The organism is uncultured Ellagibacter sp., assembly GCF_934636505.1.
Taxonomy (GTDB): domain Bacteria; phylum Actinomycetota; class Coriobacteriia; order Coriobacteriales; family Eggerthellaceae; genus Ellagibacter.
This window is the reverse complement of sequence record NZ_CAKUAL010000011.1, coordinates 1-25748: the sequence shown is the minus strand read 5'-3', so window position 1 is coordinate 25748 and position 25748 is coordinate 1. Positions and strand designations below refer to the sequence as shown.

Annotated in this window: 22 protein-coding genes; 8 read left to right on the top strand and 14 right to left on the bottom strand. The window is 54.3% G+C overall.

The window, feature by feature from the left end:
* Positions 1–20 precede the first annotated feature (20 nt).
* On the bottom strand, positions 21–950 hold the full coding sequence (locus Q0G18_RS02545; RefSeq protein WP_297149238.1) for a hypothetical protein: 930 nt from the start codon (positions 948–950) through the stop codon (positions 21–23).
* Positions 951–1365: 415 nt separating this feature from the next.
* Complete coding sequence (locus Q0G18_RS02540) at positions 1366–4275, bottom strand: helicase C-terminal domain-containing protein (protein ID WP_297149236.1); 2910 nt, start codon at positions 4273–4275, stop codon at positions 1366–1368.
* On the opposite strand from Q0G18_RS02540, the gene Q0G18_RS02535 reads away from it, so the two are divergent.
* Positions 4274–4999, top strand: coding sequence for a hypothetical protein (locus tag Q0G18_RS02535; RefSeq protein WP_297149234.1), 726 nt, complete (start codon positions 4274–4276; stop codon positions 4997–4999). The genes Q0G18_RS02540 and Q0G18_RS02535 overlap by 2 nt on opposite strands.
* An 88-nt stretch (positions 5000–5087) precedes the next feature.
* Here the strand turns inward: Q0G18_RS02535 and Q0G18_RS02530 are convergent, their stop codons facing one another.
* Entirely contained in the window at positions 5088–6044 is a 957-nt protein-coding gene (locus Q0G18_RS02530; protein WP_297149232.1) for a D-alanine--D-alanine ligase, read from the bottom strand.
* A 56-nt stretch (positions 6045–6100) separates the two neighbouring features.
* Here Q0G18_RS02530 and rlmN point away from each other — a divergent pair, with 56 nt between their 5' ends.
* Entirely contained in the window at positions 6101–7147 is a 1047-nt protein-coding gene (gene rlmN / locus Q0G18_RS02525; RefSeq protein WP_366768933.1) for a 23S rRNA (adenine(2503)-C(2))-methyltransferase RlmN, read from the top strand.
* Between the two features lie 316 nt (positions 7148–7463).
* On the top strand, positions 7464–8102 hold the full coding sequence (locus Q0G18_RS02520) for a hypothetical protein (RefSeq protein WP_297149230.1): 639 nt from the start codon (positions 7464–7466) through the stop codon (positions 8100–8102).
* Positions 8103–8332: 230 nt separating this feature from the next.
* Here the strand turns inward: Q0G18_RS02520 and Q0G18_RS02515 are convergent, their stop codons facing one another.
* The 10 genes from Q0G18_RS02515 to Q0G18_RS02470 form a co-directional block, all read right to left on the bottom strand.
* Positions 8333–9430: a ParB/RepB/Spo0J family partition protein gene (locus Q0G18_RS02515; RefSeq protein WP_297149228.1), complete on the bottom strand. Its 1098-nt coding sequence runs from the start codon at positions 9428–9430 to the stop codon at positions 8333–8335.
* Positions 9423–10412, bottom strand: a complete 990-nt coding sequence (locus Q0G18_RS02510; RefSeq protein ID WP_366768931.1) for an AAA family ATPase — start codon at positions 10410–10412, stop codon at positions 9423–9425. Before Q0G18_RS02510 ends, Q0G18_RS02515 begins: the two co-directional genes overlap by 8 nt.
* Positions 10413–10491: 79 nt before the next feature.
* Complete coding sequence (gene rsmG, locus Q0G18_RS02505) at positions 10492–11136, bottom strand: 16S rRNA (guanine(527)-N(7))-methyltransferase RsmG (RefSeq protein ID WP_297149226.1); 645 nt, start codon at positions 11134–11136, stop codon at positions 10492–10494.
* 64 nt (positions 11137–11200) lie between these two features.
* Entirely contained in the window at positions 11201–11692 is a 492-nt protein-coding gene (locus Q0G18_RS02500) for a R3H domain-containing nucleic acid-binding protein (RefSeq protein WP_296059100.1), read from the bottom strand.
* Between the two features lie 29 nt (positions 11693–11721).
* A complete protein-coding gene (locus tag Q0G18_RS02495) occupies positions 11722–12495 on the bottom strand; it encodes a YidC/Oxa1 family membrane protein insertase (protein WP_297149223.1) in 774 nt (257 codons plus the stop codon).
* Between the two features lie 30 nt (positions 12496–12525).
* Complete coding sequence (yidD, locus tag Q0G18_RS02490) at positions 12526–12759, bottom strand: membrane protein insertion efficiency factor YidD (RefSeq protein ID WP_297149258.1); 234 nt, start codon at positions 12757–12759, stop codon at positions 12526–12528.
* A gap of 11 nt (positions 12760–12770) precedes the next feature.
* Complete coding sequence (gene rnpA, locus Q0G18_RS02485) at positions 12771–13124, bottom strand: ribonuclease P protein component (protein ID WP_158049979.1); 354 nt, start codon at positions 13122–13124, stop codon at positions 12771–12773.
* A 12-nt stretch (positions 13125–13136) separates the two neighbouring features.
* Positions 13137–13271 carry a 50S ribosomal protein L34 gene (rpmH, locus tag Q0G18_RS02480; protein WP_158049978.1) on the bottom strand — a complete coding sequence of 45 codons (135 nt, stop codon included), beginning with the start codon at positions 13269–13271 and terminating at the stop codon, positions 13137–13139.
* 535 nt (positions 13272–13806) lie between these two features.
* Positions 13807–15411, bottom strand: a complete 1605-nt coding sequence (gene dnaA, locus Q0G18_RS02475; RefSeq protein WP_297149219.1) for a chromosomal replication initiator protein DnaA — start codon at positions 15409–15411, stop codon at positions 13807–13809.
* A 106-nt stretch (positions 15412–15517) separates the two neighbouring features.
* Positions 15518–16555, bottom strand: coding sequence for an ATP-binding protein (locus Q0G18_RS02470; protein ID WP_297149217.1), 1038 nt, complete (start codon positions 16553–16555; stop codon positions 15518–15520).
* Between the two features lie 776 nt (positions 16556–17331).
* Between Q0G18_RS02470 and dnaN the strand changes: the two genes are divergently transcribed.
* The 5 genes from dnaN to gyrA all read left to right on the top strand — a co-directional run bounded on the left by dnaN (position 17332) and on the right by gyrA (position 24973).
* A complete protein-coding gene (gene dnaN, locus Q0G18_RS02465) occupies positions 17332–18432 on the top strand; it encodes a DNA polymerase III subunit beta (protein ID WP_297149216.1) in 1101 nt (366 codons plus the stop codon).
* The gene (gene recF / locus Q0G18_RS02460; RefSeq protein WP_297149214.1) at positions 18429–19553 is read left to right on the top strand and encodes a DNA replication/repair protein RecF; all 1125 of its coding nucleotides are present in this window, start codon (positions 18429–18431) and stop codon (positions 19551–19553) included. The genes dnaN and recF overlap by 4 nt, the downstream gene beginning before the upstream one ends.
* Positions 19546–20067, top strand: a complete 522-nt coding sequence (locus tag Q0G18_RS02455) for a hypothetical protein (RefSeq protein ID WP_297149212.1) — start codon at positions 19546–19548, stop codon at positions 20065–20067. Before recF ends, Q0G18_RS02455 begins: the two co-directional genes overlap by 8 nt.
* A 133-nt stretch (positions 20068–20200) precedes the next feature.
* Complete coding sequence (gyrB, locus tag Q0G18_RS02450; RefSeq protein WP_297149210.1) at positions 20201–22168, top strand: DNA topoisomerase (ATP-hydrolyzing) subunit B; 1968 nt, start codon at positions 20201–20203, stop codon at positions 22166–22168.
* Between the two features lie 48 nt (positions 22169–22216).
* A complete protein-coding gene (gene gyrA, locus Q0G18_RS02445) occupies positions 22217–24973 on the top strand; it encodes a DNA gyrase subunit A (protein ID WP_297149208.1) in 2757 nt (918 codons plus the stop codon).
* Between the two features lie 135 nt (positions 24974–25108).
* On the opposite strand, the gene Q0G18_RS02440 is transcribed toward gyrA, so the two are convergent.
* Positions 25109–25606: a bifunctional nuclease family protein gene (locus Q0G18_RS02440; protein ID WP_297149206.1), complete on the bottom strand. Its 498-nt coding sequence runs from the start codon at positions 25604–25606 to the stop codon at positions 25109–25111.
* Positions 25607–25748: the final 142 nt, after the last annotated feature.

The window sequence follows — 25748 nt, the reverse complement described above, 5'->3', positions numbered from 1 at the left end:
TATATGCTGCATACTATACGCTATTTATTGAAGGTGCCCAAATAATCACGGATAAAAGCATCTGCGCTCTGCGCTTGTGAACGGGCATTTTCATACATTTCTCGACTCGACGCCGTTTTGCTATTAAACGCGTCTACTACGAGCTCGTCTGGATCCTCCGGAAGCTTCTCTGCGAGTTCGCCCGCCTGTTTCTCCGCGTTGTTGTATGCGTCGTTATGCTCGGTCGCCGCTTGCGTGTCGCGGTTGATGAGCGCATCGTTCGACTCGATGGCATAGCCTTGAGCTTCGAGTCTCTTATCGATGTAGCTCATATATGCGCTCAAATCCAACTGCGGGAAGAGCTGCTCGGCATTCTGCAGCGCAGTCTTCGCCTTCGAAAAGGATTCTATCGCCTGCTGGGACTTCTCTGTCGACGCTTGCATATCGGCCGACGTTGCCGACGAGGCGATATCCGCCGCCTCTCGAGCCAACCCATCGGCAGCGAGAACCAACTGCCATCCTTTCGTTGCCTCTTGCCTCGCCTGGAGAACACTCACCGTGTCGTCAACGATAGTTGCTCCGCTTGTCAGCATCTGGCGACGGGCCGTTATCGCGTCGACTGCCTTTGAATCGGGGGTATTGCTCGCATCGGAACTGCTACTTATTGCTACTTGACCTACCGCTTCCTCTGCCTCATTAAGCTCATCGATGCAGGTCGACTTCCCATCCTGCACCTTTTTCTGGACATCAAGCGCATCGTCTAGCGAAAGGGAGGTGACGTCACTGTTCGCCAAATCGACGACGACGGCATCGATTTCTGCCAACAGCTCGTCGGTCCCGGACAGCTCAGAGATGGCGCTGCTCAAGACCCCTTTGTACGTCTGCTGATCTTGATAGGTGCCGAAACCCCACCACGTCAACCCTCCAGCCACCGCAAGCAGGGCTACGGTAAGCGCGAACGATACGATCAACCGCCCGCGCTTGCGCGCACGCTTGCGCGATGCAACTTCAGCATCGAACGATCGAGGTTCACGCGCGCTGTGCGACCCACGAGCTGCTCCACTTACTCTTTTCTGCTCGAGACGACGTTGTCTGCGCTCGAATCGATTTTGGGAGCGCGCCGAGGAAGGTGACACTTCCCGCTGCGTCAGCGCAAGCCCCTCGTCTTTCGATGGCGTCGATATGTGTTTCTTCTTACCAGGCAGCGTGAAAAGGGAAATCGTCCCGAAGGGGCTCGAGCTCCCTTCGCCATCGAGCGAATTTTTGGCCGCATCGAGAACACTGAAGGAAATCTCGTTCGAGGTTCCCTCCGTGTTTCTCTTGATGTGCGCCGCTTTCGCGACTTTGTCGATTCGCTTAGCCATGGCAATGTTTCACGTGAAACATCTACTCGTTTGCTGCCGCAAGTCGAGCGATGATTTCGTCGGTTGTGCACACTTCTATCGTTTTGCTCGGAAGCGAGCGGAGGAATACCTTCCCATAGCCCTTCGTTATCAAGCGCTTGTCAGCTAAGATGAGAACGCCCTTATCGGAAGCTTTTCTGATGAGCCTTCCAGCCGCCTGCTTCGTCTCGAGAACCGCCTGAGGCAGTGAATAATGGCTCCATGCGTGGTCATCACGCGTAGCTCTTTCACACGAAAGCGGGTCAGTCGGCTTTGAAAACGGCAGCTTGGGAATGATCACGCCGCGAAGGGTCGAGCCCGGCGCGTCAAAACCTTCCCAAAAGCTTTTCAACGCAAAGAGCGAAAGATGCCTGTCCTTGATAAAGTCGTCGCGAAGTCCCTTAACGGATACTCCCCATTTTTGGCAAACGAGCCGCAGATCCTCTTCTTTAAGGACGGGTTGAACGACGTCAAAGCACTTCTCCATTTCGCGCCGGTTGGTGAACAACGTCAACATCGACCCCTGCTGCGCGATATGAGTACCCACTAAAAGCCGCTCGAGCGCGTCAAGGTAATGGGGGTCGGATGGCTCCGGTATATCGCTTGCCACGTATATCGTCATGTTCTTATCGAAGTCATAGCTCGAATCGAGCTGGCAGGTATGTGCGCGTGTTCCCTCGCCCGCATTCAGCCCCATTGCATTCTCGAAAGAAGTAAAATCTCCGTCGATGGACAAGGTAGCGGATGCGAAAATGACCGACTTCGTCTGAGAGTACAGCTTAGCTTCAAGTGCCTTGCCCACATTGACGACGAGAGCCTCCAGCTTATCGTTTTGCTTGTCCTTCTTACGGCACAGCTCAGCAGCATAGGCGTAGCTATCGGACTTCTCGCCGAAAATCACCTCAATTGATCCCACGAGGTCCTTCAGATCCATTGCAACCGAAGCAATTTCACGCTGGGGCTCCGCAGCTCCCTCGATGTTCTCAAGGTAGCCGACAAGCTCCTGGCTGCAGGTGACCGCCTTTTCCGCGCTTACCTGCATAGCCTTTGCAAGCGTTCGCAGCGAACCGAACGTCTCCGAAGCCCGAATGTCATCGTTGAGCCACAACTCCGTGCGGTCGTAGCTTCGGCTGCGCTTATTCGGGTCAAAATACAGCAAATCCTTAATATGGGGAACGAACTCGTGAGCCGCCGCAGCAAACATGTCGCCAGCAGACTTCGCCTTACCAACCAATCCCTCGAAAAGCGTCGCCCCATCGTTTTTAAGCGAGGAACTCAGCTTCTTTTCGGCGCGGGCGTAGACATTACGACTCTCTCCGCTGGCAACTTTTTGCGCAAGGCGAATAACATCCTCCGCTGCGATTTCCAACGAGAAGGCGCGGCGAGCTTCCGCCTCGGCACCGTGAGCCTCATCGAGGATCCAATGGCGAACAGGTGGAAGAAGGCCATTATCGGCGGCCGCATCGCAGAACAACAGCGTGTGGTTCGTTACCACAACATCTGCCGTCTCCGCAAAACGACGCGCACCGTGAACAAAGCACGTCGTTCCGTAGAAGGGACATTTGCGACGGAGACAATCATGACTTGTAGTGGTCACCGCACGGCGGGGCACCACGCGATAGTCCATCTTCAAGCTGTCCATATCGTCGTAATCGGTCTGATCAATGAACGACAGCAAGGCTCCCAGAGAAGGAGCCTGGGAGTACTTCGTACCCTGGACGTCGACCATTTTGACGCCCTCTTTGACGAAGCGGTTGACTTTTCGCAGGCACGGGTAATGGGAAAAACCCTTCAGCGGGGCATACGTGATATCGCCAAGCGATTGGGCAAGCGCAGGAAGCTCGTGATAGACCAGCTGGTCGAGCAAAGCGTTTGTCTTTGTCGCAACGCCGATAGCGATATTGTTCGCCTTTGCCATGAGAACCGCAGGAACCAGATACGCCATCGACTTTCCAACGCCGGTACCCGCCTCAACTACGAGGTTCTTGGAAGCTTCGAACGCCGCACGAACTTCTTGAGCCATCGTGAGCTGCTCTTCACGGGGCTCAAAATCGTCATAGAGCTTTCCCACGATTCCCGTCGGGGAGAACGCTTGCGCAATATCCTCCGCGGTCGGATACTCCATCGCTTGAATCATCTTCGCATCGGTGCGAGGTCTCCGCTCGTACGAAGTCATGCTTTCATGGCGGAGTTCCTTAAGGGAAAACGGCTTTACTTCCGGCTGAGCAAAATGCTGGAACACCACTGCCGTGTTCCATTGCTCGGCAGGCGCTAGAAGCGCGATGCATTTCACCAAGGCCGGCGGCATCTCATGTACTGCAGCGAGCAGAATTCGAAACAGCGCGCACGTAGCCGCAACATCGTCATCCGCGCGGTGTGTTGACGTTGGTGCCCCAAAGGCCTTCACCAAGTCGATAAGGCGATGCGACCTCATACGAGGAAGCGCAATGCGCGCCAGATCGAGCGAGTCAATCCAAATGTTGTCCAAAAGCGGGTATCCACTCGGATGGCGAGTTGTAAACGTGCGGTCAAACTCAGCGTTGTGGGCGACCATCTTCGCATCTCGCGCAAACTCGACAAGCCCCGCGAGTGCCTCATCCGGCGAAGGTGCGTCCGCTACATCTTCATCATGGATGTTCGTCAAATGAGCGACATCATCGGGAATCGCTTTCCCCGGATTAACGAACGTCACATACCAATCAACGACCTCACCGTGTTCCATGCGCGCTGCGGCAATCTGCGTAAGCTCGTCATGGTTAAAAGAGAAGCCCGTGGTTTCGGTGTCAATTACCACGATGTTCTCGTCAAGATCGCCGAAGTCGGACTCTTTGGCCAAATCAGATAAGCGGCGGTAACGCTCACGAACTCGCTCGGGGGTTCCGTCGCTGATATATGCATCGAGATTGCTATTCATGAAACTTCTCTCGTTATTCCTCTCAATTGTTTCACGTGAAACACTCGTCAATTATAAGATAATGTTTCACGTGAAACATTATCCAGCGAAGGAAGCGCACATGGAACGTTATTTCGGCTCTTATCAGAAAATCGAGCCTTCATCGAAGAAAGAGGGCGCGCTCCTTCTCAGCGCCGACAACATTATCGGCGATTCCTACGAAATCATCTTCGATGGTGATACAGCCTGGGTTAAGAATCGTTTCGGGGCGCGAGTAGGCCATTTTACCATCGATTTCTCCCGACAGCTTCGCGTCTTGAACGCTCGCGGGTGGAAATTCACCGCATTGCTCTCACTTGTCGCGTTCACACAGGAACCGGAGCCAGGCACATACTGGGCTGAAATGGCCGTACTCTGCTTCGAGCCTCAATATGAGTCTTCAATCACGGAGTTCTCCAAGAGCATCTCGTCTATGCTCGCTGAGGGAATTCGCCCCGAGATCAATCTTGGCGAACAAGCCATATCGAAGGTCATCGAGTCGAACGGCACCTGGAAGCCTGACATGCGCAGCAGAAGGCCTAAAAGCGAAAACGGCACCGTCGTGATGAAAAGCCAGCGAAAAATGAGCGAATCGCTCATCGAGAAAGGCCGTGCGGGAAACATCGGCTGCTACATCGTCAGCATTGCCTTCATCATCGTTGTCATCGCGGTAATTATCTTCGCCATCAAAACGTTGCTTTTCTAGCCCCTCACCACAAACAGCGCAGTGCGAACGGAATCACACTGCGCTGCCTCATGTTTGGTCAACGATCTCTCTGAAGCCCCGAAACCCTTTATCGACCGCTCCGCTCGAGCGCATACTCAATCAACATCGTGCACAGCTGGGGGAAGGGAATGCCCGCCGCTGCCGCAGCATCGGGGAGAAGCGAAGTCTCCGTCATACCAGGAATCGTGTTGGTCTCAAGTGCCCACGGTTTGCCCTCGCCATCGAGGATGAAATCCGTACGGGAAACACCTTCACACGAAAGTGCCTTATGCGCAGCGACGGCTTCCCTCTTAATCGTCTCCGCATCCTCTTCCGAAAGCTCCGCGGGGCAGATATGCTTCGAACCACCAGCAGCATACTTCGATTCAAAATCGTAAAATTCGCCCTTTTGGGCAATAATCTCGATGATGGGAAGCGCGCGCGGCTTGTCATTGCCAATAACCGCAACAGTGAACTCACGCCCCTGCACGAACTTCTCGACCACAATTTCACTGTCATGTTCGAATGCTTCGGCGATAGCCCTCTCCAGAGCTTCGCGAGTATCAACAATCGAAATCCCGATTGAGCTACCCTCGGTTGCAGGCTTGACCACCACATGGGTACCGATTTGCGCGATGATGGAATCGATATCAAGTGAATCGTTGGATGAAATCGTCATCGAGGGAGCCGTAGGAACGCCCGCGAGACGATAAAATTCCTTGGAACGAGCCTTGTTTATAGCCGTTGCGCTCGACCATACGCCCGGCCCGATATAAGGAAGGCCGATCGTCTCCAGGAAGCCCTGGATCACGCCATCTTCCCCTTTGCGACCATGTAGGCATAGAAACGCGACATCGAAGTTGCCATCAATCAGAGCAATCAAATCTTCTTTCTTGGCAGGATCGAAGCATTGGACAGGAAACCCCGCCTCTTGCAATGCCGCAAGGGCACCTTTTCCTGACGCAAGCGAAATTTCCCGTTCTCCGCTCGTGCCGCCGGAAAGCAATGCAACGCGGCATGTTGACGTATCGAAAGCGCTCGGCATGATATCTTCCCTTCATTGCGCGTTAATCTCTCGCTTCAGTATAGCAATGACTTATAATGCCACTTATGAATACAGACATCAAAACATACGATATGCAGGGTCTTCAGCAAGCTATGAAAGAGCTGGGTCAACCTGCATTCCGCGCAAAGCAAATCTATGAGTGGCTCTGGTACAAGCATGTCGACTCGTTTGATAAGATGACGAACCTTTCGCTCGCGCTGCGAGAGGAACTTGCAAGCCGATTTTCGTTGTCTACACCCAAACTCGTTGACAAGCAGGAATCTACTGACGGAACGCGAAAGTACGTGCTCGAGCTCTCCGACGGTGCACTTGTCGAGACAGTCGGAATTCCCGCCGATGCCTCACGGGAGCGGCTCACCGTATGTTTCTCGACACAAGTCGGCTGCCCTATGGAGTGCGTCTTCTGTGCTACAGGCCACGAAGGGTTCACCCGCAACCTCACCATCGGCGAAATCGTCGATCAAGTCTACTTTGTAGAAGAAGACTTCGGACGGCGCGTATCAAACGTCGTTGGCATGGGTCAAGGAGAACCTTTCCTCAATTACGACAACGTGCTCGCCGCGCTGCGCATCATGAACGACAAGAAGGGCCTCAACATCGGCGCACGCCGCATTGCGGTATCGACGTGCGGCATGCTCGACGGCATTAAGCAGTTCGCGAATGAACCCGAGCAATTCACGTTGGCGGTGTCACTCCATTCCGCGATTCAGCCGATTCGCAATGAAATCATGCCACATGTTGCGCGCCAATCCCTGAAAAGCCTGCGTTCCTCTCTCGAACGCTACATCGAGAAAACAAATCGCCGCGTGACCTTCGAATATCTGCTTATTCAGGATGTCAACGACACTCAGGAAGATCTCGACGCCCTCATCAAATATTGCAGAGGCCTGCTTTGCCACGTGAACATCCTTCCGATGAACGATATCGAGGGTAGTTATTTCGCGGCGACTTCCCAGAAGACGGTCAAATACTGGCTCGACTCACTCGAGAAGCACCACATCGAGGCAACGCTTCGTTCGTCGCGAGGCTCCGATATCGCCGGCGCTTGCGGACAGCTGAAAAACAAGCAGATCAACCAATAATCGAATGAGGAACCCATTCCTTCACTCGCAAGTTTCTTCTAGCTGATAGAAGTGTTAACTAAGGTCGTCGACAGTAGTCGGCGGCCTTTTCTTTACCCTTCGTTCTTTACGCGAAACCTGAACGCTTCGCACGAGAACTGATGTTCATCCAAGACCGAGATAACCTCAAACCTTGCCTTTGAAAATTAGCCATGAGGAACCAATAGTGCATGAAAAATGAGACTTCGCTGGGTTGTCCATTACATGCGTTAAAAATACGTTGTCAGGTAGCGAAATTTCAAGGGTTTATCTACCGACAAGAAGGAGTGTGGAGCTCATGAGATCTATCACCAAGACCATCGTAATCGCCGCCTCGACAATCGCCCTCTGCTTCGGCCTTACCGCCTGCGGCGGGGGCCAGTCCACCTCAAGCGACAATTCCTCATCGAACAACAGCGCTGCATCGAGTGAAAAAACGGCTCCGACCACGCAGGAAGAGAGCAAGGCAGTCGACTTCTACATGTTCAAGGGCGAGATGCCCGAAGGCTACGGGCTGACGGGCCCCAACGGCAACAGCTCCCCGCTCAACATTGTCGAATTCCGCAATATCGAGAACCCCGATAAGATTATTGACGTCGAAATCGATGAAGGTACCGCTCAAGAGCAGTTCGACAAGGCTGCAGCGAAGGACAAGTACACGGCGGGCGACGATGTCAAATTGGACAAATACACGTGGAAGACGCTCAATTTCACCTGGAACAAACAGCCGAGCGTAGTTCTTTACACGGATATCGCTGATGGGTTGTACGCTGAGGTAACCCTGTACGAGACGACGCTCGATGATGCCGCCGTCAAGGCCTTCCTCGAGGGTGTCGAATTTGCGACGGATTATGACGCCGCTCATAAGGCAGGCATGGACACGACCGTCGAGAAGTTTGCAACCGACAACAACCTCACGCTTTGGGAAGCCAAGTAACAAACTCCCAAATCGCTTCTCCCGACAAGGTCGAACCTTGATCTTGCAGGGAGAACAATAGAAGGTAAAGTTTATGAGAGGTCACCGAGATAATTCGGCGACCTCTCTTTTTTATAACCTAAAAATTACACTTCCCAATAACTTGGGATAAAAATGAAGCTCCCTCGTCCAACCTAAGAGACGAGGGAGCTTTTTTCGACTCCATGTTCAGATGAGAGACTTATCTCGCCTTACATGTCGCGAGAAGAGGTCATCTCCTTGAAGATACGCTCAAGATCTTCTTCATCCTTGAACTCGATCTCAATCTTATTCTTACCCTTCACTGTCTTGACACGCACGTTGGTCCCGAACGTGCGGCGCAGTGATTTGGCAACCGATTTGAACGCAGCAGGCGTCGGCGTGCGCGGCGTCGACTCGGCTGAATCCTTCTTACCCGAAAGCAGGCGGGCGATTGCCTCCGTCTCGCGAACCGACAGCTTCTCATCGACAAGCTTTTGCGTCAGCTTCTCGCGCCCCTCCTTCGAGGGAATGGAGAGAATGGCGCGAGCGTGACCAGCAGTGATTTTCTCTTCGAACAGCAGCTGCTGGGCGCGCTCGGGAAGGTCGAGCAAACGAAGCGCGTTAGCAACCGTGGAACGACCCTTGGACATCACCTGCGCGACCTCGGATTGCGTCATGTTGCGACGTTCCATAAGACGACGATACCCATACGCTTCCTCAATGGGGTTCAGATTCGAGCGCTGGATGTTTTCGATGAGCGCGAGCTCGAGCGAGTTATCGTCGTCAGCCTCTTTGATGCAAATGGGAATCTTCTTAAGGCCTGCCATCTTGCATGCCTGCCAACGACGCTCGCCAGCGATAATCTCATACGTGTCCGAGCCTGTTTTCCTCACAAGAATTGGCTGCAAGAGACCGTGAGCCTCGATAGAGGACGAAAGCTCCTGAAGTTCCTCCTTCTTGAATTGAGTTCGAGGCTGATCGGGGTTCGGGCGGACCGAGTCGATGGGAACCTCGTTCGTAATTTTTTCCACGACGCGCGGAGAGGGCTCATGGGGAACAACCTCGCTCGCAGCTGCAGCAGCGGGAGCCTGAACGGCAGCGCGGCGCTGGACAACTCCCTTGATGTGGATGTTGTCTTCAGGATAGGTCTCGTTAATTTCCTCGCGTTCGAGCACTTCCTCTTCCTCCAACCGACGCTGGGAGGGAGCGGGAATCTGAGCCGGACGAGCTGTAGGAACAGGAGCCGGGGTTGCCTTAACGGTATCCTCATACGAGCCAAGAAGAGCATCTAATCCGCGACCTAAGCCGCCTTTCGTGGATTTAGCCACGGGAAATCACTTCCTTCGCTAGATCGATATATGACTGGGCACCTTTACCCGTCGGGTCATACTGTGTAATTGGCTGCCCAAAACTGGGAGCCTCGGAAAGCTTCACCGTACGCGGGATGGAAGTCTCGAAGACAATCTTCCCGAAATAACGACGTACCTCATCGGAAACTTGTCGCGAAAGCGTCGTGCGGTTGTCGGACATCGTAAGGAGGACACCGTAAATATCGAGCGACGGATTGAGGCGCGATTTGACACGTTTCATCGAATCGAGAAGTTTTGTCACACCTTCCAATGCGTAGAACTCGCACTGAATGGGAATAAGCAGCTTGTCGGCGGCAACGAGCGCATTGATCGTAAGCAAGCCAAGCGAAGGCGGACAGTCGATGAATACATAATCGTAACGTCCGCGCATCGGACCGATAGCATCCTTAAGACGATTCTCGCGAGCCATCTCCGAAACCAGCTCAACTTCGGCGCCTGCCAAATTGATTGTTGCCGGAACAACATCGAGCCCCTTCGACACATCGGGAATGATGATATCGGTCAGAGGAATGTCATTAAGAAGCGCATCGTAAATGCAACGGGAAACCCTGTTCTTCTCAACACCTAAACCACTAGAGGAGTTACCCTGCGGGTCAAGATCGATAAGAAGAACTTGCTTTCCCATCTCTCCAAGTGCAGCCGAGAGATTGATAGCCGTCGTCGATTTCCCGACGCCGCCTTTTTGGTTGATAATCGCAATAACCTTGGTCTGCCCCACAACGTGGGTCACTGCCTTCTTTTCGGCGTAGGTTTTCACGGGCACAGTGCGGGACTGGTCTTCGATTTGAGGAGCAGGCTCCCTTTCGATCACCTGGTACTCCTCTTCCACCGTTTCCTCTTCGTTGTCCACGGCAGGAACCGACCCAACAATCGGTTCTTTAACTTCAGTGACAGCCTGAGCTTCTTTTCTTTCACGTTTTAGACTATCGAACCAACCCACCTATGGCCCCCTTTCTTGAACTTCGATTAAGTATAGATGTTTCACGTGAAACATCCTGCAACGATTCTGCGAGAATCGATTATTTCAAGGGACGTTTTTGGGCCAAACCCGTTTTGCGGGGTAATTTCACTTTAGCGTCCTTGAACTTCCGCATCACGAACATACAACGAGTCGTTTCACCATCCGACAACGTGAACGTATCTTCATGAATACACTTCAACCCGAGCTTATCCTCAAGAGAGAGCGCATGACTCCGCTCCTCATCGGAAAGATGAGATTTATAGCATATAAGCAATCCACCCTCGAAGAGGAGCGGAGAGGCAAGCTCCATCAAAGAAGGAAGCTGTGAAAGAGCACGCGCCGTGGCGACAGCAAAATGAGAGGGCATCTCTCGACCCAGATCTTCGATGCGGCCAGCATAAGTGGAAACGTTGCTGATACCCAGCTTGTCAACAATCCCTTGAATGATTGTGATTTTCTTCTTGACCGAGTCGACGAGCAGGGTGTCACGACCAGTCTTCACCGCAAGCGGCACCCCTGGAAATCCTCCGCCGGTGCCCAAATCGACATAAGGCCCATCAGGGGCCTCGTTTACGTAGTTCAGCCCTGCAAGTGAATCTTCGACATGCAAGATCTCCGCACTTTCACGGGATACGATACGGGTGAGGTTGGTGGTCTCGTTCGCTACAAGTACCTCATCAAGGTAACGCTCGATGACGTCCATTTTTGCTCCTTATAACAAAAAAGCCGGGATGCTTCTCTTCGAAACATCCCGGCTTCAAGTAAGTTTAACGGGGAACGACTACCACATGCCGGGCGCTTCCTTCGCCTTCGGAAGCGGTATCGACGCGATCATCGTCTCGAAGTGCAATGTGAACGATTCGGCGCTCGTAGGGAGTCATCGGTCTCATCTTCACGCTGCGATGTTGGCTTGCGGCCTTATTAGCAGTGGAGCGCGCGATAGACTCGAGCTTCTCGCGTTGACGGCTTTTGTATCCCTCGACGTCGACGATGACAGGATAGCGAAAGCCCATCGAACGGACGGTGATAGCGGAAACGACGAACTGCAAGGCGTCGAGCGTGCGGCCATGTCGACCGATCAGCACTGCAAGATCGTCGCCGGTGATATCGAGGATAAGCTCTCCTTCGTCACCTTCATATTCATCGATCGTCACTTCGCCAACGTTGAAATATTTCAGGATGTCCTGCAAAGCGGCAATAGCGGTATCGGCGATAGCGTCGAGCTCTTCTTCCGTGACTTCGATCTGATCTTCACTCATAGCTACTCCTCATGTTTCACGTGAAACAATTAACGCTTCTTAGTGGGACGAGGCTTCTTCACCTTGCGGGTAACGTCGATTTTCACCGGCGCAACCTCGGCGACAGCCTCTTCCTCAGCGTCTTTCTTTTTCAGGAAATGCATCGTGAGCTGCTGCTGAATAACCGCGAAGATCGAAGAAGCGCCCCAGAACAAAAGCACGCCTGCGGGAGCGGACCAGGAAATCCAGAGCATGAACAGCGACATAATGCCGGACATCATGAGCATCTGGCGTTTCTGATTCTGGTCCTTGCTGTTCTTCTGCTGAAGGAGCATAGGAGCAAAGGTGACAAACGCGAATACAAGCATAAGGATGAGATACGGAATGAAGGCAATAAAACCCTCGCCCATCGCCGTTGCCGGATTCTTCGTCAGGTCAGGTACAAGATGGTAGAACTGATACGTCATGCCTTCGGGCATACGGTCGACCATGCTATAGAGCACCTGATACAGAGCGATGAAGACAGGCATCTGAATGAGCATCGGGAGGCAGCCAGCAAGCGGATTGAACTTGGTCTCCGCATAAAGGCGCTGCATCTCCTCGCGCTGGCGAACAGGATCGTCGGCGAACTTCGTCTGAATTTCCTGAAGCAGCGGCTGAACCTTCTGCATAGCGAAGTTTGCAGTCGTCGACTTGTGAACGAGCGGAGCAACGATGATGCGGAAGATAATGGTGATGATGATAATCGCCATACCCCAGTCGCCCACGCCATTGTAGAAGAACTGGATGACATCGAAGACCCAGTCCTTAATGACTTCCCACATAGCATTCCCTTCTATATACCAAAGGGAACCCTACGGAACAGGATCGTATCCGTAAGGTCCTCCCGGACGGCACTTCAAGATGCGCTTCGCAGTGAGGACAAATCCCTTTTTGAAGCCGTAGCGACGAAACGCAATCATAGCGTACTCCGAACATGTCGGCGTGAATCGGCAGCAGGAAGGGAACAACGGCGAGATGGCAGCACGATAGAACTTGATGAGAAGAAGAGCCAGCTTGACCGGCAACCCCTTCAACGTACTGCGCATATCGACCATGGCTAATCCCCTTTGGCGACCAATTCTGATCCTTCGACTACCTTGGCGCATGCCGTTAGCACTTTACTATAAGAAGCGCGGGTGACGGGCGACTTTGCGAGAAATATCACATCATAGCCCGCCCAAGGGCCTTGCAGATCACGACAGATTGCGCGCATGCGGCGCTTCGCTGAATTGCGCCACACCGCGTTGCCGTGCTTTTTCCCTGCAATAAAAGCAACACGACCCCTTAGGTCGTGTTGCACTGCCCCCTCTGTTTTCTCCGAGGCGTAGACTATCGTGAGAAAAGGAGTATGAATCCGTTTTCCTCGCGAGAACATCTCGGAGATCTCTGCGCTGGATTTAATGATATCCAACGAAAAGCCCCGCTACACGCAGAGACGCTTGCGCCCCTTGTTGCGGCGAGCCTTGAGCACGGCGCGGCCGCCCTTGGTTGCCATGCGAGAACGGAAGCCGTGGCACTTGGCACGCTTGCGCTTGTTCGGCTGATACGTACGTTTCATATCTCTATCCCTTTCATGATCTGTTAATTCAAGCTGGATGCAGAGTAACTTCTAAATTATATAACACAGAAGCCATTGAAGAACAGTGCATTTTAGAAAGATTTCATATCAAGCTGGTCTTTTGATCGGCGGTGCGCCTCCGACCAAAATGATGCCCTTCTTATTCTCTGTCCTTTCTTTTTTATATATATGTTTCTCTTTGTAATGATAATAAGCGCGGGGGATTGCTTGAAAAAGAAGTATTTTCCCAGGTGGAAGCGCTTTTCTCATCCATTTTCCTCGGTAGAGAGCGTGTTCTTCTTTCCAACGTGAATTATCGCTTTCGTTATCACTCCACCGCAAACCGTCGGTTTTCTACTGTTTCTTCCCCGGTTGTTGAGCAGGTTTTCAAGCATAGGCCGAGGCTGCTTGCCGCCCTCCATGAGCACGTACGGTTGCTCACCTCCCCCTATCTGACCTCAGACACACCTATTCCCCTCGCTTTCAACACCACTTAGAAGGCTTTGAGCAGGCAAAAGGGGAATGGTGGATTGTTCTACAGATCGCGAATGATCATCTTCAGCGCTTCGATTTCCTCGTTCATGTCGCGGCTTTCCTTCAGCTGTTTCTCGACGTCGCTCACCGAATAGAGCACGGTCGTGTGGTCGCGGTTGAACTTCTTGCCGATGTCGTTGAAGGGCAAATCGAGCATCTGGCGGCAGAGGTACATCGCGATTTTCCTTGCGTAGGTGATATGACGTGGCCTTTTCTTCCCCACCATATCGCTGTGACTGATCTTGTAGTAGTTCTCCACCTCGCGCTGGATGTCGGCGACGGCGAGCCTTTTCGAGGGGCCGCCGGAGAAGTGGCTCTCGAGCACGCCGCGCACGTCGTCGAGCGTCAGGTCGGAGTTGTGGGTGAACGCCATCTGATAGATGATCTTGGTGACGGCGCTTTTCAGTTCGCGGATATTCGAGCTGGAGTTCTCGGCGATGTACATCTGGATGTCGCTCGAGATGGAAAAAGACGGGTCCCCTTCGCTTTCGCGGTACTCCTCGATGAAGCTTTTCACGATGCCGAGCTTTGTTTCGATTTCGGGTGGCTGGATGTCGAAGGTTCCGCCGGAGTTGAATCGGGTGATGTAGCGCTCGTCGATATCGATGTTTTTAGGTGCGCGGTCAGCGGAAAGGACAACCTGTTTTCCCTGGTCAGTCATCTTGTTGAAAATCTGGAACACGATATCGAGCGTCTGCTTCTTGCCCTGGAAGTATTGCACGTCGTCGATGAGCAGCACATCGGATTCCTCGTAGCGCTGCTTGAAGTTGCGGTAGCTCGATTTTTCCTTGTCATGCGCCACCGAGGCTTCCATATAATCCGAGAGCAGCTCTGCGGAATCGACGTAGGTCACCTTCAGCTGCGGTCGCGTCTCGTTGATGTAGTTTTGAATCGCGCGCAAAAGGTGCGTTTTCCCCAGCCCGCTCTTGCCGTAGATGAAAAGCGGATTGAGGTGCATCTTGCCAGGAGTTTCCGCGACATCGACGGCCATCGAGTAGGCCATTCGGTTGGAATCGCCAATGACGAAGTTCTCGAAAGTGAGGGAAGCCGGTCCCTCCGCGCGTTTGTGAGGCGCCGCGGGCGCCGGCGGCTGTTCCTCTGAGGAGTGCCCGACCGAGGGCGACTCGAAATGATCGTCGAATGCCGCCCGCCGTTCTTGATCTGGTTGAGGTTGCGCGACTTGAGGCTGGTCAACCGAGGGAAAGGACGAGATGATCGCTGGCGAATATTCGCGCGCGGGCACAACGGTCTCGCTTGGGGGCGTTATCGCCGGGGCGGCGGGCGTGCTTAAGGGCTCGCGGGTGGCCGCCTGAGGGCTTGCTGGCGCCACCGCAGGTGCAGCCGACGCGGCGTCTACGGCGAGGATGACGTTGAAAGGCACGTGGAAAAGGTCGTTCAGTGCCTGTTTGATAATTTCGAGATAGTGCTGCTCGACCCATGACTTGATGAAGTCGTTGTCGGCGGTAAGCATCAGGAAACCCTCGCTCATCGCCTGGGGAACGAGGCGCGAGAAAAAGGCGTTGACCTGCGATGCGTCGACGTTGTTGTACGTCTTCACCTGTTCGCAAACGTTGTTCCAATTATGGTTGAGTTCAGAGCTGTCCATATGAGTCTCCCGAGCCGATTCGAAGTATCTGCAATTGTATACAAAAAAGCGCCGCGCGTGGCCGTTTCGCGCGCGGCGTGCGAAGGTAATCCAGACGAAGCTCAGGCTACATCGTCTCGGCGATTTCCATGCCGAATGCCGTGAGCGTTCGCTTCTTCTGACCAGGAACCATCTCGATGAGACCTTCCTCCTGGAGTTTCTTGAGCGTGGTGTAAACGGTTGCTTGAGGTGTGCTCGTGAGCCTGACAAGGTCGGTCACGCCAAGCGGGCCTTCGGCGAGCAGAGCGTTGAGGAATGCCTTCTCGCGCGGATTGAGAGAGGGCGTAGCGTACGAGCGGGGCTGCGGCTGGGCGTAAGGTTGCTGGTAAGCGTTAATAACTGGTTGCATAACCTGGGGCGTTACCTGTTGCAGGTAAGGTTGGGCAGTCATCTGCGCATATGCGGGGACAACCTGGGGAACATACCCTTGCTGTGGGTAATACGGGGACACCGGTTGCTGTACGGGTTGTTGCATAGGTTGCTGCACGGGTTGTATGGGTTGGGCGGCGCCGGGGTCGATTCGTTCTGCGACGAATTGGTCCTCCTTGGGCGCGTATTTGCCCACGGGGAGCTCCCCTTCCCCACGCTCTTCAGTATCGTCGGCACCCGTCTCGCCATTCATGCTGATGGTGACGACGGTCCCCTGCCCGATGTTGTCGTCGATCGAGATGGAACCATGGGTGAAGTCCAGATAATCGCACACAATCGGAAGGCCCGACCCGACGCCGCGGATGTAGCCCTTCATCGGCTCGACCGCTGAGGAAAATCCTGGCAACTGGGCTTTCTTCTTATCGCTGATGCCCGGCCCTTGGTCGGCGAAGCGGATAGTGTTTCCCCCGTCGAGGATGGAGACGATGATTTCGGTGAAGCGAGCGTGGATGAAGTTTTCCGATACTTCGCGCACAACGGTATAGGGAATCGATCCCCCCGCCTGTTTCGCTTGGTTGTAGATGGTCGACGCGAGCGCCTCGATATAGTCGGGCGTGGATGCCGGCATTATCTCGGTCACGCGCGGCGCGCTGCGCAGGTCGTCGTAAAGTGCGATTCGAGCAACCGACGTCACGAAGGTGTAGTCGTAGGACCCCTCGCCTTCGGGCTGGGTCATTGGCTCGTCATGTGGGGTGTTGTTCGTTTTTTCCAAAACCGTGTTCCATTTATTCAGCGTTTTCAGTTTTATTCAGATGAATTGTAGCCGTTTTTCAACAACGAAAGAAGCCCACCTGCCCCTTTCTTGGTTGAGAAAGAAAGAAATTCACTTTCAGTTGAAAGATTTGGGGAAATCTACGAGGTGCTTTCAGACTTTTCAACAATTCATTCAATAAAAGTTGAAAACTCTGAAAAAGCACGGTGGAAAACGAAAAGTTGAGAAAGCGGATTGTTAAAATATTCATTGACTTGAGGAGAAAATTGGTTTCGCCTGATGAAAGGCGTGCGTAAAATCAAAACCCCAGGTGAGTGATTTTTAATCCTTTAAAGAGTATGGTTGAGAATGTTCTCCTTGGGTTGAAGAATTAATATATTACCTGGTCAACATCTTGTTCTATTATAAAACCCCAGGTCGTAATCGTTAAGAAATTGAAGATAGGAAACTATATAAAAATGAGGTAAAAGACGGCTTTTCCACAGCTCTTTATGCATGAATGCCCGTTTTTCAACATTTTCCACAAAGGGAAGAGCCTCGTCTGGTGGAAAACGATGCATGAGAAGGAATTGTGGATAAAAATGAAGGGGAATAGTCGTTTTTTCACCTTTCAGCGAGGTGAAAAAGAGAATCGAGTGAAAGAGAGCTTTGAATTTTCGGATGCTTTCACTTGAGGATTATCCGTTCCTGTTCGAGCCTGTATAATGACGCGCAGCAGAAAAGAAAGAGAGAAGGTTTCCTTGAAATTCAGCATCAGCAAAAGCGAACTCCAGAATGCCCTCGCAATTGTTATCAAAGGTGTATCAACCCGCTCGACCCTTCCCGTTCTCTCCGGCATCTTGCTCGAAGCGACGGGTGACTCGCTCGTTCTTCAGGCGACCGACCTCGAGCTTTCCATCCAGTATTCGACGGCGGCGCTCGTGGAAGAGGAGGGAAAGGCAGTTGTTCCCGGCAAACTGTTCTCCGATATAGTGAAAAACCTGCCCGACGCTGCGGTTCACGTAGAGGCCGACGAGGAGAACGCGCTTATCACCTGCGATAGTTCCTCGTTCTCGATCAAGGCGCTCAACTTCGAGGATTTCCCCGGCTTCCCTCACGTGGAGGCCTCGCAGCGCATTGAGGTCCCCTTCACGAAATTTGCCGCGATGGTGAAAAAGGTTGCGCGCGCCGTTTCGAAAGATGAAAGCCGTGCGATTCTCACCGGCGCTCTGGTAACGCTCGAGGAGAACCACTTCAAGATGGTTGCGACCGACTCGTATCGTTTGGCCTTGGCCGAGGTTGAGCTCGCCGATTCCGCCGCTGATGAATTCGAGGCGGTGATTTCCGGCTCGTTTTTGCAGGATATCGCGTCCTTGCCGAAAACCGAGTCCAACGTTCAAATCGCGCTCGCCGAGAATCAGATTCTCGTCAGTTGCGAGGGCACCGTTTTCATCAACCGTCGAATTGAGGGTAATTTTCCCAACTACAAGCAGCTGCTTTCGGGGAAACATGGGACGCGCGCGAAAATCGACGTCAGCCACCTCGTCGCGGCGGTGAAGAGGACATCCCTTCTCGGTTCTTCTTCCACGCCGATCAAGTTTGATTTGAACGCGGCGTCTCAGACGGTTCAGCTGTCCGCCGCTTCCCAGGACGTCGGATCCGCTCAGGAGACGCTTTCCTGCTCCATCGAGGGTGACGACGCGGAAATCGCCTTCAACTTCGCCTATGTGCTCGACGGCCTTTCGTCGGTGTCGAGCGACTCGGTGTATCTGGAGGTGGGGACCTCCCGCGAACCGGGCATCTTCAAGGCGGAAGTTCCTGAGAACTTCCTGTATCTCGTCATGCCGGTGCGCATCTCGTGACGCTGTCCATCGAGCATATAGGGTTCACCAACTTTCGTAATTATGAGCGCTTCGAGCTGAACAATATCGGGGCGCTCACCTTGTTCGTGGGGCCGAATGCGGTTGGGAAGACGAACATCGTCGAGGGTATTCAGCTTATGACGGCGCTCTCCTCGTTTCGGCATCCGCTTATTAACCAGGTGATAAAACATGGGGAAAGCTATGCCCGCACCGAGGCGCGCGTAACGGGAGACGAACGGGTTCTCGATATCGTCATGCTGCTGGAAAGCCATAAGAGGAAGTACACGTTGAATGGTAAAGCGAGGCGGCCTGCTGATTTGAAGGGACTAATTCCTTCCGTGTCGTTTACGCCGGACGATCTCGATCTCGTGAAGGGATCGATGAGCGTCCGCCGCACCGCGATTGACGCTTTGGGATCGCAGCTCTCGCCGAATCATTACCTTATCAAGAAAGATTACGAGAAGGTCATCCGCTATAAGAATAGGCTCCTGAAGGAAGAAGCCCAGACGGCGCTCATCGACAGCATCAACGAGACGCTGGTAACCTGCGGCGCGCAGCTTGCGTGTTATCGTGCGGCGCTGTTTGCGAAGCTTGCGCCGGAGATTTCTCGTCGTTACGCCGACATCGCTCAAGGTGAGGGGCTGCAAGTGACGTATGCTCCTTCCTGGATGACCCCTGTTTCACGTGAAACACCGTGTGGGGTTGCTTCGTTTTCTCGAGATGAGGCGCGTGATGCGCTCGCTTCCGCCCTTGAAGCGCGCCGCGGCGAGGAGCTCGCCCGCCGAAAGAGCGTCGTTGGGCCTCACTCCGACGAGATCGGCTTCTACATCGAGGGAAAGAATGCGGGAAACTATGGAAGTCAGGGGCAGCAACGCTCTATTGTCCTTGCTTGCAAGCTTGCCGAGGCATCGATTATCGAGGATATGCTCAGTCAGAAGCCGGTGCTCCTTCTCGATGACGTGATGAGCGAGCTCGACGAGCGTAGAAGGCATGCACTGGTGGAATTTATCTCGGGAGATATGCAGACGTTTATCACGACGGCTAATCTCGCCTATTTCGATGATTCCCTTCTTAGGAATGCTCGTGTTGTGCAGTTGGGTGAGGAGGCGACACGTGGCTAGGATTGGGAAAGAGATGGCGCGGCTGTTCAGTTCGCTGCCGACTGACGAAAAGACGCTCATCGCTCGCCGGGCCGCCGAGGTTCGTACGATGTGGAAAGATGCGATCGAGTATGTATACAAGGAGAATGCTCCCTACGTCCTCGATCATGTGAACGCTGTCTATATAAAAGAAGAAGAAGGAATTCGCTCGCTGTATGTGTATATGGACGACGGGAATTTTCGTTCGGATGTCCACTGCCGGCAGCATCTGATTATGCTTCGGCTCCATGAGCGCTTCGGCGAGAGGATAGATGAGTTCAAAACCTACCCTTCCCGGTTCGACATGCGTAAGCGCCATCCTTACAGGGATGTGTGCGAAACGAAGTCTGAAAGTACTCGCTCGGTTCCGCTTTCTCCCGAGGAAAAAACTGAAGTTGAGCAGATGGTGTCATCTGTGGAGAACCCTTCGCTCAGGCGCGCGCTGGAAAAGGCGATGGTAACCGACAGGGAATGGAAGAAGGGTGAAAGGTCATAAATGGCGAAAAAATGCAGAATCATCCGTTAGAAGGCCTTAGAGACCGCTCAAACGCTTCGTTTTATTCTTCTATGGTACAATAGGTCAGTTCGCGTTTTGCGCGAAGCATCTTCCAAACGTACCGAAAAGGAGCATGTCAGTGGTTAACAAACCCGATCATTACGATGGTTCTGACATTCAAGTCCTCGAAGGTCTCGAAGCGGTGCGCAAGCGCCCTGGTATGTATATCGGCTCTACGGGCCCGCGCGGCCTGCATCATCTGGTGTACGAGGTCGTCGACAACGCCGTCGACGAAGCGCTTGCCGGCTATTGCGACTCCATCGAGGTATGGATTCATCCCGATAACTCGATCACGGTAGCCGACAACGGCCGCGGTATCCCGGTGGACATGCATCCGAAGGAGAAGATTCCAACGGTTGAGGTCGTTCTGACGATTCTCCATGCTGGCGGCAAGTTCGGCGGCGAAGGGTATAAGGTTTCGGGTGGTCTGCACGGCGTCGGCGTGTCCGTCGTTAATGCGCTCTCCTCGCGCGTCGAGGTCAACGTGAGGCGCGGCGGCAAGGAATATGAGATCGATTTCGATCACGGCCACACGAAGACGAAGCTCCATGAGATTGGAACAGCGGACCACACGGGAACGAAGGTTACGTTCTGGCCTGACCCCGAGATCTTCGCGGAAACCACGGTGTACGATTACGACACGCTCGCGGCGCGCTTCCGTGAGATGGCGTTTTTGAACAAGGGTCTCAAAATCACGATGCACGATGAGCGCGAGAATCCGAGCGAGGTTGTCTCCGGGAAGACCGCCGAGCCGCGCACTGAGGTGTTCCAGTTCATGGGCGGTATCATCGACTTCGTGAAGTACCTGAACAAGGGCAAGGAAACGCTTAACGAGCCCATTTATTTCTCGGCCGAAAATGCCGACGGAACGGTGGAAGTGGCCATGCAGTGGTCGACATCCTATTCGACGAACTCCGTCATGGCTTTCGCCAACAACATCAACACGCACGAGGGTGGCACGCATCTTGACGGCTTCAAGCAGGCCGTGACGCGCACGATCAACGACTATGCGCGCAGCAAGGGCATCCTGAAGGAGAAGGATTCCAATCTTTCGGGTGACGACACGCGCGAGGGTTTGGCGGCAATCATTTCCGTGAAGCTGCATGATCCGCAGTTCGAGGGGCAGACGAAAACGAAGCTCGGCAACACCGAGATCCGTCCGCTCGTGCAGAACGCCGTGACCCAGGGCCTTGCGGAATATCTGGAGGAGAACCCCTCCCCCGCTAAGAAGATTATTGGGAAGGCGACGCAGGCTCTGAAAGCCCGCGAGGCTGCTCGCAAAGCGCGCGAGATGACGCGCCGCAAGAACGTCCTCGACTCGTTTGCGCTGCCTGGCAAGCTTGCCGACTGTTCTTCCAAGAAGGCGGAAGATTCCGAAATCTTCATCGTAGAGGGCGATTCCGCAGGTGGCAGTGCCAAGCAGGCGCGCGACCGCAAGACGCAGGCGATTCTGCCGCTGCGCGGTAAGATTTTGAATGTCGAGCGCGCGGGCCTTCACCGTTCACTTTCAAGTGAGACGATCAGCTCGCTCATCACGGCAATCGGCACGAACATTGGAGAAGATTTCGACGCCGACCAGGCTCGCTACCACCGCATCATCATCATGACCGATGCCGATGTCGACGGCGCGCACATCCGCATCCTGCTGCTCACGTTCTTCTATCGTTATATGCCCGAGCTCATCAATCGCGGCTACGTCTACATTGCCTGCCCGCCGATTTTCGGCGTGAAGAAGAAAAATTCGCGTTCTACGAAGATCGAGCGCTACATCTACGACGAGAACGCGCTTTCGGAGACGCTCGCCGAGATGGGTGGTTCGGAAAAGTTCGACGTCCAGCGCTACAAGGGTTTGGGCGAGATGGACCCCGAGCAGCTGTGGGAAACCACAATGGAGCCCGCGACGCGCACGCTTCTGCAGGTCAATATCGATGACGCCGCCGAAGCCGAGCGCACGGTAAGTGAGCTTATGGGCGATCAGGTGGAACCGCGTAAGGAGTTCATCCAGAAGCATGCCCGCGACGTTCGCTTCCTTGATATTTAAGGCATCGAGCCTTACGGTGATTGAGCCTGAAATCTCGAAAGGATTCTAATGGCAGAAAATAACGACATGACCCCGCCGGAGGGGGAGCAGCCAGAGCGCGACGACGCGTTCGACGAGATGCTTTCCCGTGCCGAGCAGGACGCTGAGACCGAGGAAGGGGAAGAGGAATCGCAGGAAGATTCCGCCACTCCCGCCGTCGGCTCTGCAGTATCTGAAGAGCAGCTCGCGCAGTCGATGCTCGTCGACATGCCGACCGCCCACGGAGAGATCATCGAGGGCGCAAATGGCGGCGAAGGTACGACCGTTCGCAGTGCCTACCTGGGCAAAGAGATGCAGGCATCGTTCCTGGAATACTCCATGAGCGTTATCGTCTCGCGTGCGCTTCCCGATGTGCGCGACGGCTTGAAGCCCGTTCATCGCCGCATCCTCTATGCGATGAATGAGTCTGGCTACACCCCGAACCGCCCGCATATGAAGTCGGCACGTACCGTCGGCGACGTCATCGGCAAGTACCATCCGCACGGCGACTCCGCAGTGTACGACACGATGGTGCGCCTTGCGCAGCCCTTCTCGATGCGCGTGCCCTTAGTCGACGGCCACGGCAACTTCGGTTCGATCGACGGTGACTCCGCAGCAGCAATGCGCTACACCGAGGCGCGCCTCGACAAGGCCGCTATGGAACTCCTGCGCGACCTCGACAAGGAGACGGTTGATTTCCAGCCGAACTACGACGAGAGCCTCGAGGAGCCGAAGGTTCTTCCCGCGCGCTTCCCGAACTTGCTGGTCAACGGTTCGAACGGCATTGCCGTTGGCATGGCGACGAACATCCCGCCGCACAACCTCGGCGAGACGATCGACGCGACCTGCATGATGCTCGACAACCCCGACGTCACGACCGAGGAGCTCATGACTGCGCTTCCTGGACCCGATTTCCCCACTGGCGGCATCATCATGGGGAAGAAGGGCATTCTCGATGCGTATGAGACGGGCCGCGGCTCGCTCACCGTTCGTGCGAAATGCACGATTGAGGATCGCAAGAATGGCAAATCGTCGATCGTGGTCAGCGAGATTCCCTACCAGGTGAACCGCAAGCGCCTGCTCGAGAAGCTCGGCGAGCTCGTGCGCGACAAGAAGCTGCCTGAGATTTCCAACATTCACGACGCTGCGGACCGCCATGGCATCGACATCGTTATCGATTTGAAGCAGAATGCGCTGCCCCAGGTCGTGCTGAACAAGCTGTACAAGCACACGCAGCTGCAGGTGGGTTTCGGCGTGATCATGCTGGCGCTCGTCGACGGCGTGCCCCGCGTGCTTTCCTTGAAGGAGATGCTCTTCTACTACATCGAGCATCAGAAGGAAGTCATCGAGCGCAGGACGCGCTTCGAGCTGAAGAAGGCCGAGGAACGCGCCCATATCCTCGATGGCTACATCATCGCGCTCGACAACATCGACGAGGTCATCCATATCATCCGCTCGTCCCAGACCGACAAAGAGGCGGGAGCGCGCCTGACTGAGCGCTTTGGGCTTTCCAAGAAGCAGACCGACGCTATCTTGGAGATGCGCCTACGCCGTCTGACTGGCTTGGAGCGCGAGAAGATCGAGCAGGAGCTGGCCGACCTCCGCGAGAAGATCGCGTACTACAAGCGCGTGCTCGAGGACGAGGGCCTGCTCAAGCAGATCATCAAAGACGAGCTGCAGGAAATCAAAAAGAAGTTCGGCACCCCGCGCAAGACGCAGCTTTCGGGCGACGCGAAGGATATCGACGTCGAAGACCTGATCGCTGAGGAAAACGTGGTCGTCACCATGACGAAGGCGGGCTACGTGAAGCGTCTTCCCGTGACCACCTATCGCCAGCAGAAGCGCGGCGGCAAGGGCATGCAAGGCGTGAGCCTGAAGGACAATGACTACGTCGAGCACCTGTTCGTCGCTTCGACGCATTCCTATATGCTGTTCTTCTCGACCGCGGGCAAGGTATATCGCCTGAAGGTGTACGAGCTTCCCGAGGCATCGCGCCACGCCCGCGGCACTGCAATCGTGAACCTGCTGCCCCTGCAAAAGGGCGAGACGATTTCCGCCGTCATTGCGACGAAGGACTTCCCAGAGGACGAATATCTCATGTTCGCCACCGAGCAGGGCATGGTGAAAAAGACCTCGATGGACCTCTATGACCGCACGCGCCGTGACGGACTCATCGCCATCAACTTGAAAGAGGGCGACCAGCTGATCAGCGTTCGCCGGGTGGCAGTCGGTGAGAAGGTCATCATGGTATCGAGCGCCGGTAAGGCCATCATGTGGAGCGAGGGCGAAGTGCGCGCCATGGGCCGCGACACGATGGGCGTGAAGGGTATGACGGTGCCTGCTGACGCGCATGTGCTCGGCATGGAGATTGCCAAGCCGGGAAGCGACCTGTTCGTGATCACTGAGAAGGGCTATGGCAAGCGCACCTCGGTCGACGAGTATCCCGAGCACCATCGCGGCGGCCAGGGCGTGTTCACCATCACGATGACCGACAAGAAGGGTTTGCTGTCGGTGATGAAGATCGTGAAACCCAACGACGAAATCATGATCATCTCCGAGGAGGGCGTCGTCGTTCGCACTCCGGTGAGCGGAATCTCCGAGCTCGGACGCTCGACGCAAGGCGTTCGCGTGATGAATGTCGCGGACAAGGATCGCGTGACGGCTGTCGCCATCTCGAGTACTGGCAAGAAGAAGCGCGACCAGAAGGCCGAGGGAGACGACGTCGACGAAATCGACGAGATTGAGCTGGCCGATGAAGGGGAACTTGGCGAAGACGACCTCGATTAGGCGCAGGCGCTGCGCTCAAGCGGCATAAGTTGTTAATGAGGGGGCTTACGGCTGGCAGGCTGTAAGGCCCCTCATTCGTATGGCGGGCACGACAAGGACTGCTATCGATCCTGTGGCGGGATTCCCCTTCAGCATTTACGCTTGGAAGTCTTCAGGTGAGATGTTCTCAAGGAAGCTATGGAATTCCTCAATCTCGCTTTCGGATGCGTCTTCCCTGATGATGTAAGGGTAGCTTCCTTTATCGAGGGTTTTCTCGTCGATGTAGATGGGTGCATCTTCGCGTATGGCCAGTGCGATGGCGTCGCTCGGCCGGGCGTCGAGCTCGATCATCCGGTCGCCTTGCTTTAAGTAGAGCTTCGCGAAGAAAGTCGTTCCCTTCACATCGTTGATGACGGCGTGATCGATTCGCGCGTCGAGGTTAGTGAGCGCATCGAGCATAAGGTCGTGCGTGAGGGGCCTTGGGGTTCTCATGTGCTCGACGGCCATGCCGAGTTGCATGGCTTCAGCGGGCCCGACCCATACCGGCACGATGCGCGATTTCGTTCGCTGATGCTCCTCAGTTGGCTCCATGACCAGGGCTGCTGGTTGCATCGAATTCAAAACGATGAGGGTGAGAACTTTTAAAGGGATCATGCCGGCTCCTCAATAAAAAAACTTTTTTCAAATTCTAGCAGATTATGGGTTGACGATATCTGGTCGTCGGGTTACTATAATCAGGCACTTTTCAAGGGCCCGTAGCTCAGTTGGTTAGAGCGCACGCCTGATAAGCGTGAGG

Bases quoted from the DNA above. Each gene is read 5' to 3' on its own strand.
- Q0G18_RS02535 (WP_297149234.1), top strand. From the start codon at position 4,274: ATGAAACTTCTCTCGTTATTCCTCTCAATTGTTTCACGTGAAACACTC.
- Q0G18_RS02540 (WP_297149236.1), bottom strand. From the start codon at position 4,275: ATGAATAGCAATCTCGATGCATATATCAGCGACGGAACCCCCGAGCGA.
- Q0G18_RS02530 (WP_297149232.1), bottom strand. From the start codon at position 6,044: ATGCCGAGCGCTTTCGATACGTCAACATGCCGCGTTGCATTGCTTTCC.
- rlmN (WP_366768933.1), top strand. From the start codon at position 6,101: ATGCCACTTATGAATACAGACATCAAAACATACGATATGCAGGGTCTT.
- Q0G18_RS02520 (WP_297149230.1), top strand. From the start codon at position 7,464: ATGAGATCTATCACCAAGACCATCGTAATCGCCGCCTCGACAATCGCC.
- rsmG (WP_297149226.1), bottom strand. From the start codon at position 11,136: ATGGACGTCATCGAGCGTTACCTTGATGAGGTACTTGTAGCGAACGAG.
- Q0G18_RS02500 (WP_296059100.1), bottom strand. From the start codon at position 11,692: ATGAGTGAAGATCAGATCGAAGTCACGGAAGAAGAGCTCGACGCTATC.
- Q0G18_RS02495 (WP_297149223.1), bottom strand. From the start codon at position 12,495: ATGTGGGAAGTCATTAAGGACTGGGTCTTCGATGTCATCCAGTTCTTC.
- yidD (WP_297149258.1), bottom strand. From the start codon at position 12,759: ATGCGCAGTACGTTGAAGGGGTTGCCGGTCAAGCTGGCTCTTCTTCTC.
- rpmH (WP_158049978.1), bottom strand. From the start codon at position 13,271: ATGAAACGTACGTATCAGCCGAACAAGCGCAAGCGTGCCAAGTGCCAC.
- dnaA (WP_297149219.1), bottom strand. From the start codon at position 15,411: ATGGACAGCTCTGAACTCAACCATAATTGGAACAACGTTTGCGAACAG.
- Q0G18_RS02470 (WP_297149217.1), bottom strand. From the start codon at position 16,555: ATGACCCAGCCCGAAGGCGAGGGGTCCTACGACTACACCTTCGTGACG.
- gyrB (WP_297149210.1), top strand. From the start codon at position 20,201: ATGTCAGTGGTTAACAAACCCGATCATTACGATGGTTCTGACATTCAA.
- gyrA (WP_297149208.1), top strand. From the start codon at position 22,217: ATGGCAGAAAATAACGACATGACCCCGCCGGAGGGGGAGCAGCCAGAG.
- Q0G18_RS02440 (WP_297149206.1), bottom strand. From the start codon at position 25,606: ATGATCCCTTTAAAAGTTCTCACCCTCATCGTTTTGAATTCGATGCAA.